The 13,451-nt window shown below is 64.8% G+C and carries 14 protein-coding genes and 1 pseudogene; 10 read left to right on the top strand and 5 right to left on the bottom strand.

From position 1 onward, the window contains the following. Positions 1 to 88: 88 nt before the first annotated feature. The 6 genes and pseudogenes from ABID58_RS28660 to ABID58_RS28685 form a co-directional block, all read left to right on the top strand. Positions 89 to 325: pseudogene (locus ABID58_RS28660) on the top strand (NIPSNAP family protein); the annotation flags it as partial. Between the two features lie 65 nt (positions 326 to 390). Then, the gene (locus ABID58_RS28665) at positions 391 to 1,188 is read left to right on the top strand and encodes a ComF family protein (RefSeq protein WP_148756444.1); all 798 of its coding nucleotides are present in this window, start codon (positions 391 to 393) and stop codon (positions 1,186 to 1,188) included. 47 nt (positions 1,189 to 1,235) lie between these two features. Then, positions 1,236 to 1,511 (top strand): glutaredoxin 3, encoded by a 276-nt coding sequence (grxC, locus tag ABID58_RS28670; protein ID WP_148756472.1) that lies wholly within the window; start codon positions 1,236 to 1,238, stop codon positions 1,509 to 1,511. Further along, positions 1,508 to 2,386, top strand: a complete 879-nt coding sequence (locus ABID58_RS28675; RefSeq protein WP_354036192.1) for a carbon-nitrogen hydrolase family protein — start codon at positions 1,508 to 1,510, stop codon at positions 2,384 to 2,386. The genes grxC and ABID58_RS28675 overlap by 4 nt, the downstream gene beginning before the upstream one ends. Then, positions 2,383 to 2,865, top strand: coding sequence for a DUF1178 family protein (locus tag ABID58_RS28680; protein ID WP_354036193.1), 483 nt, complete (start codon positions 2,383 to 2,385; stop codon positions 2,863 to 2,865). Before ABID58_RS28675 ends, ABID58_RS28680 begins: the two co-directional genes overlap by 4 nt. Before the next feature lie 10 nt (positions 2,866 to 2,875). Next, positions 2,876 to 3,208, top strand: a complete 333-nt coding sequence (locus tag ABID58_RS28685) for a hypothetical protein (RefSeq protein ID WP_354036194.1) — start codon at positions 2,876 to 2,878, stop codon at positions 3,206 to 3,208. 6 nt (positions 3,209 to 3,214) lie between these two features. Here ABID58_RS28685 and ABID58_RS28690 read toward each other — a convergent pair whose 3' ends face one another. The 3 genes from ABID58_RS28690 to ABID58_RS28700 all read right to left on the bottom strand — a co-directional run bounded on the left by ABID58_RS28690 (position 3,215) and on the right by ABID58_RS28700 (position 5,491). Further along, positions 3,215 to 4,114 carry an EamA family transporter gene (locus tag ABID58_RS28690; protein ID WP_354036196.1) on the bottom strand — a complete coding sequence of 300 codons (900 nt, stop codon included), beginning with the start codon at positions 4,112 to 4,114 and terminating at the stop codon, positions 3,215 to 3,217. Between the two features lie 120 nt (positions 4,115 to 4,234). Continuing rightward, complete coding sequence (gene ubiG, locus ABID58_RS28695; protein WP_187435493.1) at positions 4,235 to 5,008, bottom strand: bifunctional 2-polyprenyl-6-hydroxyphenol methylase/3-demethylubiquinol 3-O-methyltransferase UbiG; 774 nt, start codon at positions 5,006 to 5,008, stop codon at positions 4,235 to 4,237. A gap of 15 nt (positions 5,009 to 5,023) precedes the next feature. Beyond that, positions 5,024 to 5,491: a PH domain-containing protein gene (locus ABID58_RS28700; RefSeq protein ID WP_148756448.1), complete on the bottom strand. Its 468-nt coding sequence runs from the start codon at positions 5,489 to 5,491 to the stop codon at positions 5,024 to 5,026. Between the two features lie 178 nt (positions 5,492 to 5,669). Here ABID58_RS28700 and ABID58_RS28705 point away from each other — a divergent pair, with 178 nt between their 5' ends. The 3 genes from ABID58_RS28705 to prfA all read left to right on the top strand — a co-directional run bounded on the left by ABID58_RS28705 (position 5,670) and on the right by prfA (position 10,599). Continuing rightward, positions 5,670 to 6,926, top strand: a complete 1,257-nt coding sequence (locus tag ABID58_RS28705) for an aspartate kinase (protein ID WP_148756449.1) — start codon at positions 5,670 to 5,672, stop codon at positions 6,924 to 6,926. Between the two features lie 267 nt (positions 6,927 to 7,193). Then, positions 7,194 to 9,461: a phosphoenolpyruvate--protein phosphotransferase gene (gene ptsP, locus ABID58_RS28710; RefSeq protein ID WP_354036197.1), complete on the top strand. Its 2,268-nt coding sequence runs from the start codon at positions 7,194 to 7,196 to the stop codon at positions 9,459 to 9,461. A gap of 52 nt (positions 9,462 to 9,513) precedes the next feature. After that, entirely contained in the window at positions 9,514 to 10,599 is a 1,086-nt protein-coding gene (gene prfA, locus ABID58_RS28715) for a peptide chain release factor 1 (RefSeq protein WP_148756451.1), read from the top strand. A 15-nt stretch (positions 10,600 to 10,614) separates the two neighbouring features. Here prfA and ABID58_RS28720 read toward each other — a convergent pair whose 3' ends face one another. Together ABID58_RS28720 and ABID58_RS28725 are read right to left on the bottom strand one after the other, a co-directional pair. Continuing rightward, positions 10,615 to 11,094, bottom strand: coding sequence for a MarR family winged helix-turn-helix transcriptional regulator (locus tag ABID58_RS28720; RefSeq protein ID WP_354036199.1), 480 nt, complete (start codon positions 11,092 to 11,094; stop codon positions 10,615 to 10,617). 108 nt (positions 11,095 to 11,202) lie between these two features. Continuing rightward, on the bottom strand, positions 11,203 to 11,817 hold the full coding sequence (locus ABID58_RS28725; RefSeq protein ID WP_354036200.1) for a hypothetical protein: 615 nt from the start codon (positions 11,815 to 11,817) through the stop codon (positions 11,203 to 11,205). A 252-nt stretch (positions 11,818 to 12,069) separates the two neighbouring features. On the opposite strand from ABID58_RS28725, the gene ABID58_RS28730 reads away from it, so the two are divergent. Next, positions 12,070 to 13,404, top strand: a complete 1,335-nt coding sequence (locus tag ABID58_RS28730; protein WP_354036202.1) for a substrate-binding protein — start codon at positions 12,070 to 12,072, stop codon at positions 13,402 to 13,404. The last annotated feature ends 47 nt before the right edge of the window (positions 13,405 to 13,451 follow it).

Here is a 13,451-nt window from a genome sequence, read left to right on the forward strand (position 1 = left end):
CGACGACATCAATCGCCATCCCGTCATCCATACCTGGTCCTACAAACTCGCCGACGCCGCCTGATATGATTCGAACCAAGAAAACGCTGAACTAGTGCCAAGATTCGGCGGCATCCACCACGGCTACTTCCTGCCATCGGAAGGGGCGAGCGACGTCGCCCTCGCGATGTTCAGCTTCCCGAGCTTCGCGGCGTACGAACAATATCGGAAGGACAGCGCCGAAGATCCAGACGTCCAGAAGGCGATCGACTTCGCAAGGCAAACGCGCTGCTTCCGTCGCTATGAGCGATCGTTCTTCCGGCCCGTGCTGCCGAAAGGGCCGTAGGCCGGGCACAGACAAGAGCAGCCCGTTGGCTTGAGCGTGGCGCAGGACGGGGCTAGCCTTGCCCAATGGACGCCGAGGCATCACCATCACGCTCCATTTCCAGCCATCTGCGCGGCGCGCTCAAGGCCTGCCGCGGTGTGCTGGCGCATCTGCCAAGGCTCGCGCTCGACATTGCGCTACCGACCTTGTGCGTCTCCTGCCGCGAGCCGGTGGATGGCGAGGGTGTATGCGCGGCGTGCTGGGCAAGGCTGTCGTTCATCGAGCGGCCCTATTGCCCGCGGCTCGGTATTCCCTTTGTCTATGATCCCGGCCCCGACATGCTGTCGATGGAGGCGATCGCGAGTCCACCGGCCTACCAGCGGGCACGCGCGGCGGTGCGCTATGACGACGTCGCGCGCACGCTGGTGCATGCGCTGAAATACCAGGACCGCACGGATCTCGCGCCCGCCATGGGCCGCTGGATGGCACGCGCGGGCGGTGAGCTGCTTGCCGGCGCCGACATGCTGGTGCCGGTGCCCCTGCATTGGCGCCGGGCCTGGCGCCGCCGCTACAACCAGTCCGGTGCGCTGGCGCACATCATCGCGCGACAGAGCGGGATCAAGGTGCGGGGCGAGGTGCTGCGCCGGGTGCGCCACACGGAGCAGCAGATAGGCCTGTCGCGAGCCCAGCGCGCCACCAATGTGCAAGGCGCATTCCAGGTATCCCCGGACCGTCAGGCCGAGATCCAGGGCCGGCGCATCGTCCTGGTCGACGATGTCCTGACATCAGGTGCGACGCTGGATGCCTGCGCGCGGGCCTTGCTGCGCGCCAAGGCAGCCCAGGTCGACGTGCTGGTCTTTGCCCGGGTTGTCGAGAGCCGCTAAACTCCCATATAATTCAACAAATTCATGACATGAAAGCGCTGGACGCCATGACCGCTGCTGTCGAGATCTACACCAGGCCGGGCTGCGGCTATTGTTCCGCAGCCCGGTCGCTTCTGACCCGCAAGAAGGCGAGCTTCACGGAATTCGACGTCGCCAAGGACGCGTCATGGCGCGACGAGATGTACGACCGCGCCGGCGAGGGCTCGACCTTCCCGCAGATCTGGATCGGCGGAACCCATATCGGCGGCTGCGACGACCTCTACGCGCTCGACCGCGAAGGCAAGCTGGACGGCCTCCTCGAAAGCGTCAAGGCGGCCTCATGAGCGACAGCAGGACCTTCACCGCCGCCATGGTGCAGATGCGCACCGGCTTGATGTCCGAGCCGAGCCTCGCACAGGCGACGAAACTGATCCGGGAGGCGGCTGCCAAGGGCGCCGACTACGTGCAAACGCCCGAGGTCAGCAACATGATGCAGCTGAACCGCAAGGCGCTGTTCGAGCATCTCCAGAGCGAAGAGGACGACGCCTCGCTGAAGGCATATCGCTCGCTCGCGGCCGAGCTGAAGATCCACATCCATGTCGGCTCGCTGGCGTTGCGCTTCTCGCCGGAGAAGGCGGTCAACCGCTCCTTCCTGATCGGGCCCGAGGGCAACGTGCTCGCGAGCTACGACAAGATCCACATGTTCGACATCGAGCTGCCGGACGGCGAGAGCTATCGCGAATCCGCCAATTACCAGCCGGGCGAGACCGCCGTGATCTCCGACCTGCCCTGGGGCCGCATCGGGCTGACGATCTGCTACGACGTGCGCTTCCCCGCGCTCTACCGCGCGCTCGCTGAAAGTGGCGCCTATTTCATCACAGTGCCGTCGGCCTTCACCCGCAAGACCGGCGAGGCACACTGGCACATCCTGCTGCGGTCGCGCGCGATCGAGACGGGCTGCTTCATCTTCGCAGCTGCGCAGGCCGGCCTGCACGAGAACAAGCGCGAGACCTATGGTCACTCGCTGATCATCGATCCCTGGGGCGAGATTCTCGCCGAGGGCGGTGTCGAGCCCGGCATCATCATGGCCAAGATCGACCCGGCCAAGGTCGAGACCGCACGCCGCGCGATCCCCTCGCTCCAGCACGGCCGCCGCTTCGGCGTCTCCGATCCCAAGGCCGGGCCGGATCATCTGCACCTGGTGCGGGGATCGATATGATCCGCTACGCGCTCCATTGCGACCGCAAGCACGCGTTCGAGAGCTGGTTCCAGAGTTCGTCGGCTTATGATTCGCAGGTGAAGCGCAAGCTCGTGACCTGCCCGATCTGCGGCTCGGCCAAGGTCGACAAGGCGATCATGGCACCGCGCATCGTCGGCAAGAAGGGACGCGGCCGCGCGACACCGCCGCCGGAGCCGACCACGACGTCAACGCCCGAAGCGGCGCAGTCTGGATCCACCTCGCTGATGATGGCGCAGGAGCGCGAGCTCCGCACCAAGCTGAAAGAGCTGCGCGACCACATCGTCAAGAACGCCGACAATGTCGGCGAGCGTTTTGCCAACGAAGCCCGCGCGATGCACTACGGCGACAAGGAGCACCGCCCGATCTACGGCGAGGCCTCGCCGGACGAGGCAAAATCGCTGATCGACGAGGGCATCGAGGTCTCGCCGCTGCCGACGCTGCCGGAAGACAGGAATTGACCCGAGGTCCATGAGCCGCGAATCGATTCTTTCGTCTCTGCTCAAGTTCGATGCGCCAGTAGAGCAGCTCAAGGCCGAACTTGGCACGTTGACTTGGGACAGCGATCCGCTGGTTACGTTAATGCGGAGCCATATCGCTGCTGTCCTCGATCGATATTCCAGGGGAGAGATCGATGCGCCCACCGTTGAAGATTGGGCTAATCTTGTGGAATGCCGTGAGGATATCGGCTTCGAAGCAGGGTTTGAGGAGCTGATCGAAGCCGCGATCTTCGATTTGGCAAACCCGATCTTGAGCGGCGAGTTGCGCGTTCTGGCGTCCGGCATCCTCGTCGGACTTCGCTGATTTTTCCTAAACTCCAACCAGCAGCGCCACGCCGACCACGATCAGCACGATGCCAAAAATCTCGCGCGGCGCGATCGGCTGCTTGAACGAGTAATACGCCACGGCTTGCGCGAACAGCACCTCGATCAGCGCGAGCGTGCGGACATTGGCGGCAGCCGTCAGCGCGAACGCCAGGAACCAGAATTGCGAGGCGAAGGCCCCCATGAAGCCCGCCAGCAGTGACGGCCTCCACAGCCCCAGGATCGACTGAAGCACTTTTGGCGCGCGCCAAAGCAGATAGATCGTCAGGATCAGCGTCTGCACGAACAGGCCGAGCACCAGCGTGAACGAGGCCGAGGTCACGAACGAGACGCCGGGAACGTTGATGATCGCGCCGCGGAAGCCGACAGCGGAGAGCGCGAAGGCCGCGGCCGCTACCAGGCCGGTGATCGTCGGCTTCAGCTCCGCAAAACTCTTCTCGCCGCCCGGCCGCAGCGCGGTGATGACGACGCCGACGGTCGCGATCACGATCGCCAACACCTTCAGCCAGGTCAGGTGATCGCCGAGGAAGACGAAGCCAAAGATCGCAGTCTGGATCGCCTCGGTCTTCAAATAGGCTGTCGTCACCACGAAGGAGCGGTCGTTCATCGCGAGCAGCATCAGCCCGGTGGCGACGATCTGGCTGAGCGCACCGAGCAGCAGCCACGGCCAGAACACGGTCGGCGGCATGTCGAGACGATCGCCGGTCGCGACCAGCACAAACCCTAGGAATAGCAGCGAGAACGGGAAGCCGAACAGGAAGCGGATATTGGTCGCGCCCCAGGTCCCCAGCGGCTTCGTCAGCGATCGCTGCATCGCATTGCGCGCGACCTGGCCGAGCGCAGCAATGACGGTGAAGGGAATCCAGAGGCTGGTGACGGTGAACATGGGGTGTGTGAGCGGGGGGTGACTGCACTACGGGGTGGATGACTGCAAACTGCCGAGGGCGCGGCAACAGGTCAATCGGCGCAACGTCATAGGAGCGATGCTCGCGCCTCGCTCACCCCCTCACACCATCCGCTCCGCCACGACCATGTAGTTCACGTCCATATCCAACGAGAGGGTCCATTTGTCGGCGAAGGGGGAGTAGACCACGCCGGTCTGCTCGGTGATGACGAGGCGGTTGTCGAGGAGATACTTGGTCAGCTCGTCGGGGGTGACGAACTTGTTCCACTCGTGGGTGCCGCGCGGCAGCCAGCGCAGGACGTATTCGGCGCCGACGATGGCGAGCGCAAAGCTCTTCCAATTGCGGTTGAGGGTAGACACGACCATCAGGCCGTTGGGCTTCAGCATCGAGGCGCAGCGCTTCAGGAAGACGCCGACGTCGACGACGTGCTCGACCACCTCCATCGCCAGCACGATGTCGAAACGCTCGCGCGGATCGATCTCCTCCACCGTGGTGCAGCGATAGTCGATCGACAGATGGCTCTTGTCGGCATGCAGCTTCGCCGCGGCGATGTTGCTGGCCGACGGATCGACGCCGATGACCTGCGCACCCAGCCGCGACAGCGGCTCGCACAACAGGCCGGCGCCGCAGCCGATGTCGAGCACGCGCAGGCCGCCGAGGCAGTTGAGGCTGCGCACATTGCGCTCGAACTTGCGGCAGGCGGCGTCGCGGATATAGCCGAGCCGCAACGGATTGATCCGGTGCAGCGGCGCCATCTTGCCCTTGGGGTCCCACCATTCGGCCGAGAGCTTTGAGAATTTCGCGATCTCGGCGGCATCGACGGTCGAGCCCGGCGCGCGGGGTGCGGTTGCGGAAGTATCTTGCTGCATGCTCATGGGTTACGCGCGGTCCTACCGCGTGGTGATCGAACTACGGAAGGCGAGTGGCGAGGCGATGGTCTTGATCGTCTCAATGCCCTCGCCGACGCCGCGAATGGTCACGTCGCCGTAGTTGAGAATTCGTCCAAGAATGGTTTGATCGACGTCGACGCTCTCGACCTTGTCCAGCGCCATCTCGAAGGTGCGGCGCTTGATGAAGCCGGTCTTGTGCACAACCCGGAGGTTGGTGACGTCGGTCTCGGTGGTGAAGCGATGGAACCAGCCCTTCACGGTCCAGTAGAGCGCTGCCAGAGCCACGAGGCCGGACGCGACGAGACAGAGCAGGACGAGGCCTTCAACAATGGTTTGCCGGGACGCCACGAACAGCGCCAAGACTACGATCCAGGCCACAATCGCCGGAAAATAGAAGATCCAGTGCGCATTGGTCGAATACAGCACCCGCTCGCCCGGCTGCAGGATCTCGTCGATATAACGCGCCATGATCTCGGTTAACCCATTACCCCCAAAGGCGACGCCCCCAAAGGCGACCTCAAGCCTGCCCCGCAGGAACCCGCTTGCCCCCGGCCCCGCCGCTATGTATACGCGCGGTCGGTGTCCGCAAGCACCGGTCCATTGCGGGTCACCATACTGATCCTTATGAGGGAATGCACGCGTCGTCATGAGCCGCCTCGTGATGAAATTCGGCGGCACGTCCGTCGCCAACATCGAACGTATCCGCAACGTCGCACGCCATGTGAAGCGTGAGGTCGACGCCGGCCATGAAGTGGCTGTGGTCGTCTCGGCGATGTCGGGCAAGACCAACGAGCTGGTGGCCTGGTGCACCGAGGCCTCGCCGATGCACGATGCGCGCGAATACGACGCCGTCGTCGCCTCCGGCGAGCAGGTGACCTCGGGCCTGCTCGCCATCGTGCTCCAGGGCATGGGTATCCAGGCCCGCTCCTGGCAGGGCTGGCAGATCGCGATCAAGACCAGCGACGCCCATGCCTCGGCCCGGATCGAGGACATCGACGGCAGCGAGATCATCACCCGTTTCAGGGATCGCAAGGAGGTCGCGGTCGTCGCCGGCTTCCAGGGCATCGATCCCAAGACCAACCGCATCACCACGCTCGGCCGCGGCGGCTCCGACACCTCGGCCGTGGCGATCGCCGCCGCCGTCAAGGCCGACCGCTGCGACATCTACACCGACGTCGACGGCGTCTACACCACCGACCCGCGAATCGTGCCGAAGGCCAAAAGGCTCGACAAGATCGCGTTTGAAGACATGCTGGAACTGGCCTCCCAGGGCGCGAAGGTGCTCCAGGTGCGCTCGGTGGAACTCGGCATGGTCCACAACATGCCGATCTTCGTCCGCTCGAGCTTCGACAAGCCCGAGGACATCGACCCGCATGCCAACCAGCCGCCCGGCACGCTGATCTGCAGCGAGGAGGAGATCATGGAAAGCCACGTCGTCACCGGCATCGCCTTTTCGAAGGACGAGGCCCAGATCTCGGTGCGCCAGATCGAGGACAAGCCCGGCGTGGCGGCGTCGATCTTCGGCCCGCTCGCGGATGCCAATATCAACGTCGATATGATCGTTCAGAACGTGTCCGAGGACGGCAAGACCACCGACCTCACCTTCACGGTGCCGGCCGCCGACTACAACCGCGCCAAGGACACGATTACCGCCGCCAAGGCCAAAATCGGCTATATCAGGCTTGATACCGCCACCGACGTCGCCAAGATCTCGGTGATCGGCAGCGGCATGCGCAGCCATGCCGGCGTCGCCGCTCAGGCGTTTTCGGCCCTCGCCGGACGGAACATCAACATCCGGGCCATTACAACCTCCGAGATCAAATTCTCGGTTTTGATCGACACCGCCTATACCGAGCTTGCGGTGCGCACCCTGCATACACTTTACGGCCTCGATCAGGTTTAGACTAATTTTCTCTTAGCGGTTGCAGCAAACGCGAAGTGTACACACCTTCGCGTTTGGCAGGCGTTTTGCTTGGCAAAACAAGCCTCAATTCGCTATACGGCGAACAGGGTGGGCTGCCGCAGACTGTGTCCCAGTTCAGGCTGCTGATTCGGTGCAAGCGGTGGCTTGCGCCTGCGCCGGACGGACAATTTGATTGTTTTTCTGGAATTTTAGGCCAGCCGCCGGCCAATATCGCCGGGTCGGGCAGACGGAGGAGATTGACGGTTCATGCGGAGCGCGTCGGGAGGTCCCCGCGTCTTGTTGAGACGGCTCCGCGAAACCATGGCGGAGCAGGTCTCGGCCCAGGAGCGGCTGGACAAGATCGTGGTGCTGATCGCCGCCAACATGGTGGCCGAGGTGTGCTCGGTTTACGTGCTGCGCGTCGACAACACCCTCGAGCTCTACGCCACCGAAGGCCTCAACCGCGAGGCCGTGCACCATACCGTGCTGAGTGCCCATGAGGGTCTGGTCGGTCTCGTCGCCAGCGAGGCGACGCCGCTCAACCTGAACGACGCACAGAGCCATCCGGCCTTCTCGTTCCGCCCCGAAACCGGCGAAGAGATCTACCACTCGTTCCTCGGCGTGCCGATCCTGCGCGCCGGCAATACGCTCGGCGTGCTGGTGGTGCAGAATCGCGCCAAGCGCACCTATGTCGAGGAAGAGCTCGAGGCGCTGCAGACGACGGCCATGGTGCTGGCGGAGCTGATTGCGTCGGGCGAATTGTCCGCGCTCGCTCAGCCGGGCCTCGAGCCGGCCGCGCGCCATTCCACGCAGAAGGCCGGCGCGATCCTCTCGGAAGGCATTGCGCTCGGCCATGTCGTGCTGCACGAGCCGCGCGTCGTCATCAAGGACTACATCGCCGAGGATCTGCCGAAGGAGATCAAGCGGCTCGACACCGCGCTCGCCAAGCTGCGCTCGGATCTCGACCGGATGCTTGAGCGCGGCGACGTCGCCGAGGGCGGCGAGCATCGCGACGTGCTCGAAGCCTACCGCATGTTCGCCAACGACCAGGGCTGGTCGCACAAGCTGCACGAGGCGGTCGCCACCGGCCTCACGGCGGAAGCCGCGGTCGAACGCGTCCAGTCCGACACCCGCGCCCGCATGCTGCGCGTGACCGATCCCTATCTGCGCGACCGGCTGCACGATCTCGAGGATCTCGGCTACCGCCTGATGCGGCAGCTGGTCGGCCAGGACCACGCGCCCTCGCGCGAGCAACTGCCCGACAACGCCATCGTCATTGCGCGCGCGATGGGACCGGCGGCGCTGCTGGACTACGACCGCAAGCGCCTGCGCGGCATCATATTGGAGGAAGGCACCGCCAATTCCCACGTTTCGATCGTGGCGCGCGCGCTCGGCATTCCCGCAGTCGGCGAGGTGCCGAATGCGCCGGGCATCGCCGATCCCGGCGACGCTGTCATCGTCGACGGCACGTCGGGCACGATCTATGTGCGGCCGTCGCAGGAGATCGAGGCGGCCTTTGCCGAGCGCGTCCGCTTCCGCGCCCGGCGCCAGGCGCAATATCTGGCGCTACGTGACCGGCCTTGCGTCACCAAGGACGGCCAGAAGGTCGAGCTGCTGATCAATGCCGGTCTCGCCATCGACCTGCCGCATATCGAGGACACCGGCAGCGGCGGCATCGGCCTGTTCCGCACCGAGCTGCAATTCATGGTCGGCCAGAGCCTGCCGCGCACCAGCGATCAGCTCGCGCTCTACCGCACCGTCCTGGATGCCGCGGGCCAGAAACCCGTCACCTTCCGCACCCTCGACATCGGCGGCGACAAGGCGCTGCCCTATATGGAGACGGTGATCGAGGAGAATCCCGCGCTCGGCTGGCGCGCGATCCGGCTCGGGCTCGACCGTCCCGGCCTGTTGCGTGGCCAGATCCGCGCGCTCTTGCGCGCCGGCGGCGGCCGCGCGCTGCGCATCATGTTCCCGATGATCTCGGAGGTCGCCGAGTTCGATTCCGCGAAGGCGCTGGTCGAGCGCGAGCTGACTTATCTGCGCCAGCACGGCCACACGCTGCCGGAGCGCATCGACATCGGCACCATGGTCGAGGTGCCGGCGCTGCTCTACCAGCTCGACGAGCTCTTGAAGAAGGTCGACTTCATCTCGGTCGGCTCCAACGATCTGTTCCAGTTCCTGTTCGCGGTCGACCGAGGCAATGCCAAGGTCTCCGAACGCTTCGACACCATGTCGGCGCCGATCCTGCGCGCGCTACGCGACATCGCGCAAAAATCGCTCGCCGCGAAGAAATCACTGTCGCTCTGCGGCGAGATGGCCTCGAAGCCGATCGGCGCGCTGGCGCTGATCGCGATGGGCTACCGTTCGCTGTCGCTATCAGCGACCGCGCTCGGCCCGGTCAAGGCGATGGTGATTGACCTCGACGCCAAGAAGGCCGAAGCGATGCTTGGGCCGCTGCTGGATGCGCCGACCGGCAGCGTCTCGATCCGGCAGAAATTGACGGAATTTGCCGAGGCCGAAGGCTTGGCGTTGTAGCGGGCCTGCCGCTCGCCGCCTCGCCTCCCCTCCGCCTTTTGAGACCAAACCGATGTCGTCACTCCCCGAAGCCAAACTTGACGTCCTGCTCGCGCATCACGCCTCGCTCGAGGCCGAATCGCTGGGACAGCTCTCTTCCGAGCGCTACGTGCAGGTCACGCGCGAGCTCGCCGAGATCACCCCGCTGATCGAGGCGGTGAAGACTTATCGGTCGGCGCTCAAGGAACTCGCCGACACCGAGGCGCTGATCGCCGATCCTGCGACCGATGCCGAGATGCGCAGCATGGCCGAGGCCGAGCGCGACGAGCTGACGCCGAAGATCGAGGAGCTGGTCCAGAAAATCCGCGTCGCGCTGCTGCCCAAGGATGCCATGGACGACCGCAACGTCGTGCTGGAAATCCGCGCCGGCACCGGCGGCGACGAGGCCTCGCTGTTCGCCGGCGATCTGTTCCGGATGTACGAACGCTTCGCAAGCCTGCAGGGCTGGAAGGTCGAGGTGATCTCGGCCAGCGAAGGCACCGTCGGCGGCTACAAGGAAATCATCGCGGAGGTGCAGGGCCGCGGCGCGTTCTCGAAGCTGAAGTTCGAATCCGGCGTTCACCGCGTGCAGCGCGTGCCCGACACCGAGACGCAGGGGCGTATCCATACATCGGCCGCCACCGTCGCCGTGATGCCCGAAGTCGAGGAGGTCGACGTCGAGATCAAGAACGACGATCTGCGCATCGAGACCATGCGCGCGCAAGGCGCGGGTGGGCAGCACGTCAACAAGACCGAATCGGCAATCCGCATCACCCACATTCCGACCGGCATCGTGGTGATGATGCAGGACAGCCGCTCGCAGCACAAGAATCGCGCCTCCGCCATGAACATCCTGCGCTCGCGCATCTACGACGCCGAACAGCAGCGCCTCGATGCCGCGCGCTCGGCCGAGCGCAAGGAGAAGGTCGGCTCCGGCGACCGCAGCGAGCGCATCCGCACCTATAATTTCCCGCAAGGGCGCGTCACCGACCACCGCATCAATCTGACGCTCTACAAGCTGCCGCAGGTGATCGCGGGCGAAGCGCTTGGCGAACTGACCGATGCGCTGACCACCGAGCACCAGGCCGCACAGCTCGCCGCGCAGGGCGCGGCAGCGTGACGGGCGGCGCGGCGCTCAGGCCTCGCTGGACTCTCCGAACGATTTCAACAGACGACTCAGCGCCGGGCTCGCAGCACGGCGGAGCTCCTCGAGATTCTTCCGCGAGAGCGCCTGGAGCTTCTGCTCGCCCTTCTTCGTCAGCTTGAGATGTACGCGCCTGGCGTCCTCCGGATCGGCACCGCGGCTGACGAGCCCGAGCTTGGCCAATCGATCGATCAGCTCGACAGCGGAATGATGCCGGACCAGCAGGAAGCGCGCGACATCACCGACGGTCGCGGGACCGGGGCCGACAAAACCCTTGATGCCAAGCAGCGCCTGGTGTTGCGTCGGCGTCAATCCCTGTTCGGCAGCCGCCGCCTCGCTGAATGCCAGAAAGCTCCGGATCTGGTAGCGAAACTGCGCCAGCGCTGCGTAATCGGAATCACGCATCGCGCTGCCGGTGCGCCTGGCCGACGTCACCACCTTGGACCGCTGCGCCTTCTTCGCCTGAACCATGCCACCTCGACCATGCCGCCCCGCGTCGCGGGAGACATAGCCTAAAGTAGCAAGCGGCCGCAGCCGGACCAACCGGCCGGTGTCACGGATGCACAGTTATCCGACCGCCTATTCGAAGCTGGACAACAGGATCTTCACCAGGATGACCTGAAATGCGATCGGGATGCGGACGCTCTTCCGCCGGATCGAGCGCTGCAGCGCGCCGGCGATCTCCGCACTGGTCAAGGCGCCGGCCGACGCATTGGCGATCAGCTCCGACCACATCTGCGACAGCGAGCCGCCGGGCGGAAGCACCGGCTTGATGGTGACGCCACAGCCCTGCGCCCAGTCGACGATCTCCCGTATCGTATGCGGACCGCAATTGCGCGCGGTCGCGAGGCGCTCGGCCGTCAGGGCGCGCAGCAGCTCGCGTGAAGGCGACCAGTCGCCCTTCGGCGGCTGCTCGCCGGTGAGCTCGACCGCGAGCTCCTTCAGGACGTTCTGGGCCCGCACGCTCAGTCTCTTCATCGGCGCCGGCGCGCGCTTGGCCGGAACGGAGCCGACGGCCGGTCCCCGCTCGCCGGCCGGCCGGTTGCGTGGCTCGGACGTGCGGGAGGGCTCGCCGGACTGCGGCGTCGCGCGCTGGTCGTTGCCCTCCGCGGGCCACGCCGCCTCAGGCCGCTCCGCCTCCCGCGGCCAGGATCGTCGCTTCCGGGCACCTGCCACTGTCGTCTGCCGCGCCATCTCGCTCGCCGAACCCGCCAGCCCCGTACTCACAAAGGCTAATATATATCGTTCTCCGATATGTTTTCACGACATAATTTTCGTCGTTCGACCAAAGACGAAATTGACAGAAGGCGTTCACAAGCAATGCTTATGGCCGAGAGCTACACGCGGATGTGACGTGCCCGGCGCAGGCAGGCCTATGAGGCCGGCTTGCCGCCGGACAGGTCGTGTTTTGCCTGCAAACAAGAACGATGTTCGGAGGAAACGACCATGACTGACGATCTCATCCGCCGCGGCCTTTCGCGCCGTGGCCTGCTCCAGACCACAGCGGGCCTGATCGGCGGCACGGTGCTGCCGGCGATGCCGGCCTTAGCCGAGGACAAGCCGGCGATCGGCTCCTATCCGGCGGGCGTGTCGGGTTCCACGGCCTTCATCGGAATTTCCGTGCCGCGCACCGGGACCTACGCCGTGCAGGGCGAGGACGAGCTCAAGGGCTATCAGCTCGCGATCGAGCACATCAATGAAGGCCATGAGCTGATCAAGAAGATCTCGCCCAAGACCAGCAAGGGCGTGCTCGGCAAGGAGCTGAAGTTCGGCGTCGCGGATTCTGCGGCCAAGCCAAACGAAGCGGTGCAGGCGCAGCAGCGCTTCATCAGCGAGAACAAGGCGATCATGATCACCGGCGGCACGTCGAGCGCCGTTGCGGTCGCGCTGAACAAGCTCGCGCAGCGCGAGCATGTGCTGTTCGTATGCGGCATCTCGGGCTCGAACGATACCACCGGCAAGGACTGCGTGCGCTACGGCGTCCGTCAGAACTTCTTCGGCCAGACCGCGGCGGCGGCGATCGGCCCGGTGATGGTGCGGCAGTTCGGCAAGGGCAAGAAGGCCGCGTATCTCACGCCGGACTACACCTACGGCCACACCGTCACCAAATCGATGCAGGACTTCCTGGCGAGCGCCGGCTGGACCACCGTGACCAACCAGGTCGCGCCGCTCGGCGCGCCCGATTATTCCTCGTATCTGCTCAACGTCGCGAACTCCGGCGCCGACGTCCTGATCAACGTCAACTGGGGTCATGACGCGGTGCTCTCGACCCAGCAGGCCAAGCAGTTCGGCGTGCTCGACAAGATGAAGCTGGTGGTTCCCTACCAGGTGCCGTTCATCGCGCGTGAAACCGGCGGCCTGATGCAAGGCGTCTACGCCGCGACCGACTATTGGTGGACGATCGAAGACAAGTTCCCGCTGGCCAAAATGTTCAACGAGACCTTCGAGAAGAAGTACGGCTACAAGCCGGAATGGGGCGCCGAGAACGCCTATGTCAGCTTCGCTCACTGGGCCCGCATGTGCGAGGAAGCCGGCAGCTTCAATCCGCCCGACGTGATCAAGGCCTATGAGAAGGGCGAGACGATCCCCTCCCTCGTCGGCGAGGTGCATTACCGCCCCGAGGATCACCAGTGCATTCGCCCGGTGATCATCGTCAAGGGCAAGCAGCAGAAAGACATGAAGAACAAGGAAGACTGGTACGACGTCGTCGAGATCGTCCCGGGTGAAGGCCTGATGCAGAAGCCGGACGCATTCGGCTGCCATCTCGGCGACTACACCTGATCCCGAGCTAACCCCTGTGACGCCGTAGGCCGCCTCTGGACCTGCGG

Source organism: Bradyrhizobium sp. S3.2.6, assembly GCF_040546885.1.
Lineage (GTDB): Bacteria > Pseudomonadota > Alphaproteobacteria > Rhizobiales > Xanthobacteraceae > Bradyrhizobium > Bradyrhizobium cytisi.

What these genes read in the sequence shown, in the direction of transcription:
- ABID58_RS28665 (WP_148756444.1), top strand. Translation starts at nt 391, where the DNA reads ATGGACGCCGAGGCATCACCATCACGCTCCATTTCCAGCCATCTGCGC.
- grxC (WP_148756472.1), top strand. Translation starts at nt 1,236, where the DNA reads ATGACCGCTGCTGTCGAGATCTACACCAGGCCGGGCTGCGGCTATTGT.
- ABID58_RS28675 (WP_354036192.1), top strand. Translation starts at nt 1,508, where the DNA reads ATGAGCGACAGCAGGACCTTCACCGCCGCCATGGTGCAGATGCGCACC.
- ABID58_RS28680 (WP_354036193.1), top strand. Translation starts at nt 2,383, where the DNA reads ATGATCCGCTACGCGCTCCATTGCGACCGCAAGCACGCGTTCGAGAGC.
- ABID58_RS28685 (WP_354036194.1), top strand. Translation starts at nt 2,876, where the DNA reads ATGAGCCGCGAATCGATTCTTTCGTCTCTGCTCAAGTTCGATGCGCCA.
- ABID58_RS28690 (WP_354036196.1), bottom strand. Translation starts at nt 4,114, where the DNA reads ATGTTCACCGTCACCAGCCTCTGGATTCCCTTCACCGTCATTGCTGCG.
- ubiG (WP_187435493.1), bottom strand. Translation starts at nt 5,008, where the DNA reads ATGAGCATGCAGCAAGATACTTCCGCAACCGCACCCCGCGCGCCGGGC.
- ABID58_RS28700 (WP_148756448.1), bottom strand. Translation starts at nt 5,491, where the DNA reads ATGGCGCGTTATATCGACGAGATCCTGCAGCCGGGCGAGCGGGTGCTG.
- ABID58_RS28705 (WP_148756449.1), top strand. Translation starts at nt 5,670, where the DNA reads ATGAGCCGCCTCGTGATGAAATTCGGCGGCACGTCCGTCGCCAACATC.
- ptsP (WP_354036197.1), top strand. Translation starts at nt 7,194, where the DNA reads ATGCGGAGCGCGTCGGGAGGTCCCCGCGTCTTGTTGAGACGGCTCCGC.
- prfA (WP_148756451.1), top strand. Translation starts at nt 9,514, where the DNA reads ATGTCGTCACTCCCCGAAGCCAAACTTGACGTCCTGCTCGCGCATCAC.
- ABID58_RS28720 (WP_354036199.1), bottom strand. Translation starts at nt 11,094, where the DNA reads ATGGTTCAGGCGAAGAAGGCGCAGCGGTCCAAGGTGGTGACGTCGGCC.
- ABID58_RS28725 (WP_354036200.1), bottom strand. Translation starts at nt 11,817, where the DNA reads ATGGCGCGGCAGACGACAGTGGCAGGTGCCCGGAAGCGACGATCCTGG.
- ABID58_RS28730 (WP_354036202.1), top strand. Translation starts at nt 12,070, where the DNA reads ATGACTGACGATCTCATCCGCCGCGGCCTTTCGCGCCGTGGCCTGCTC.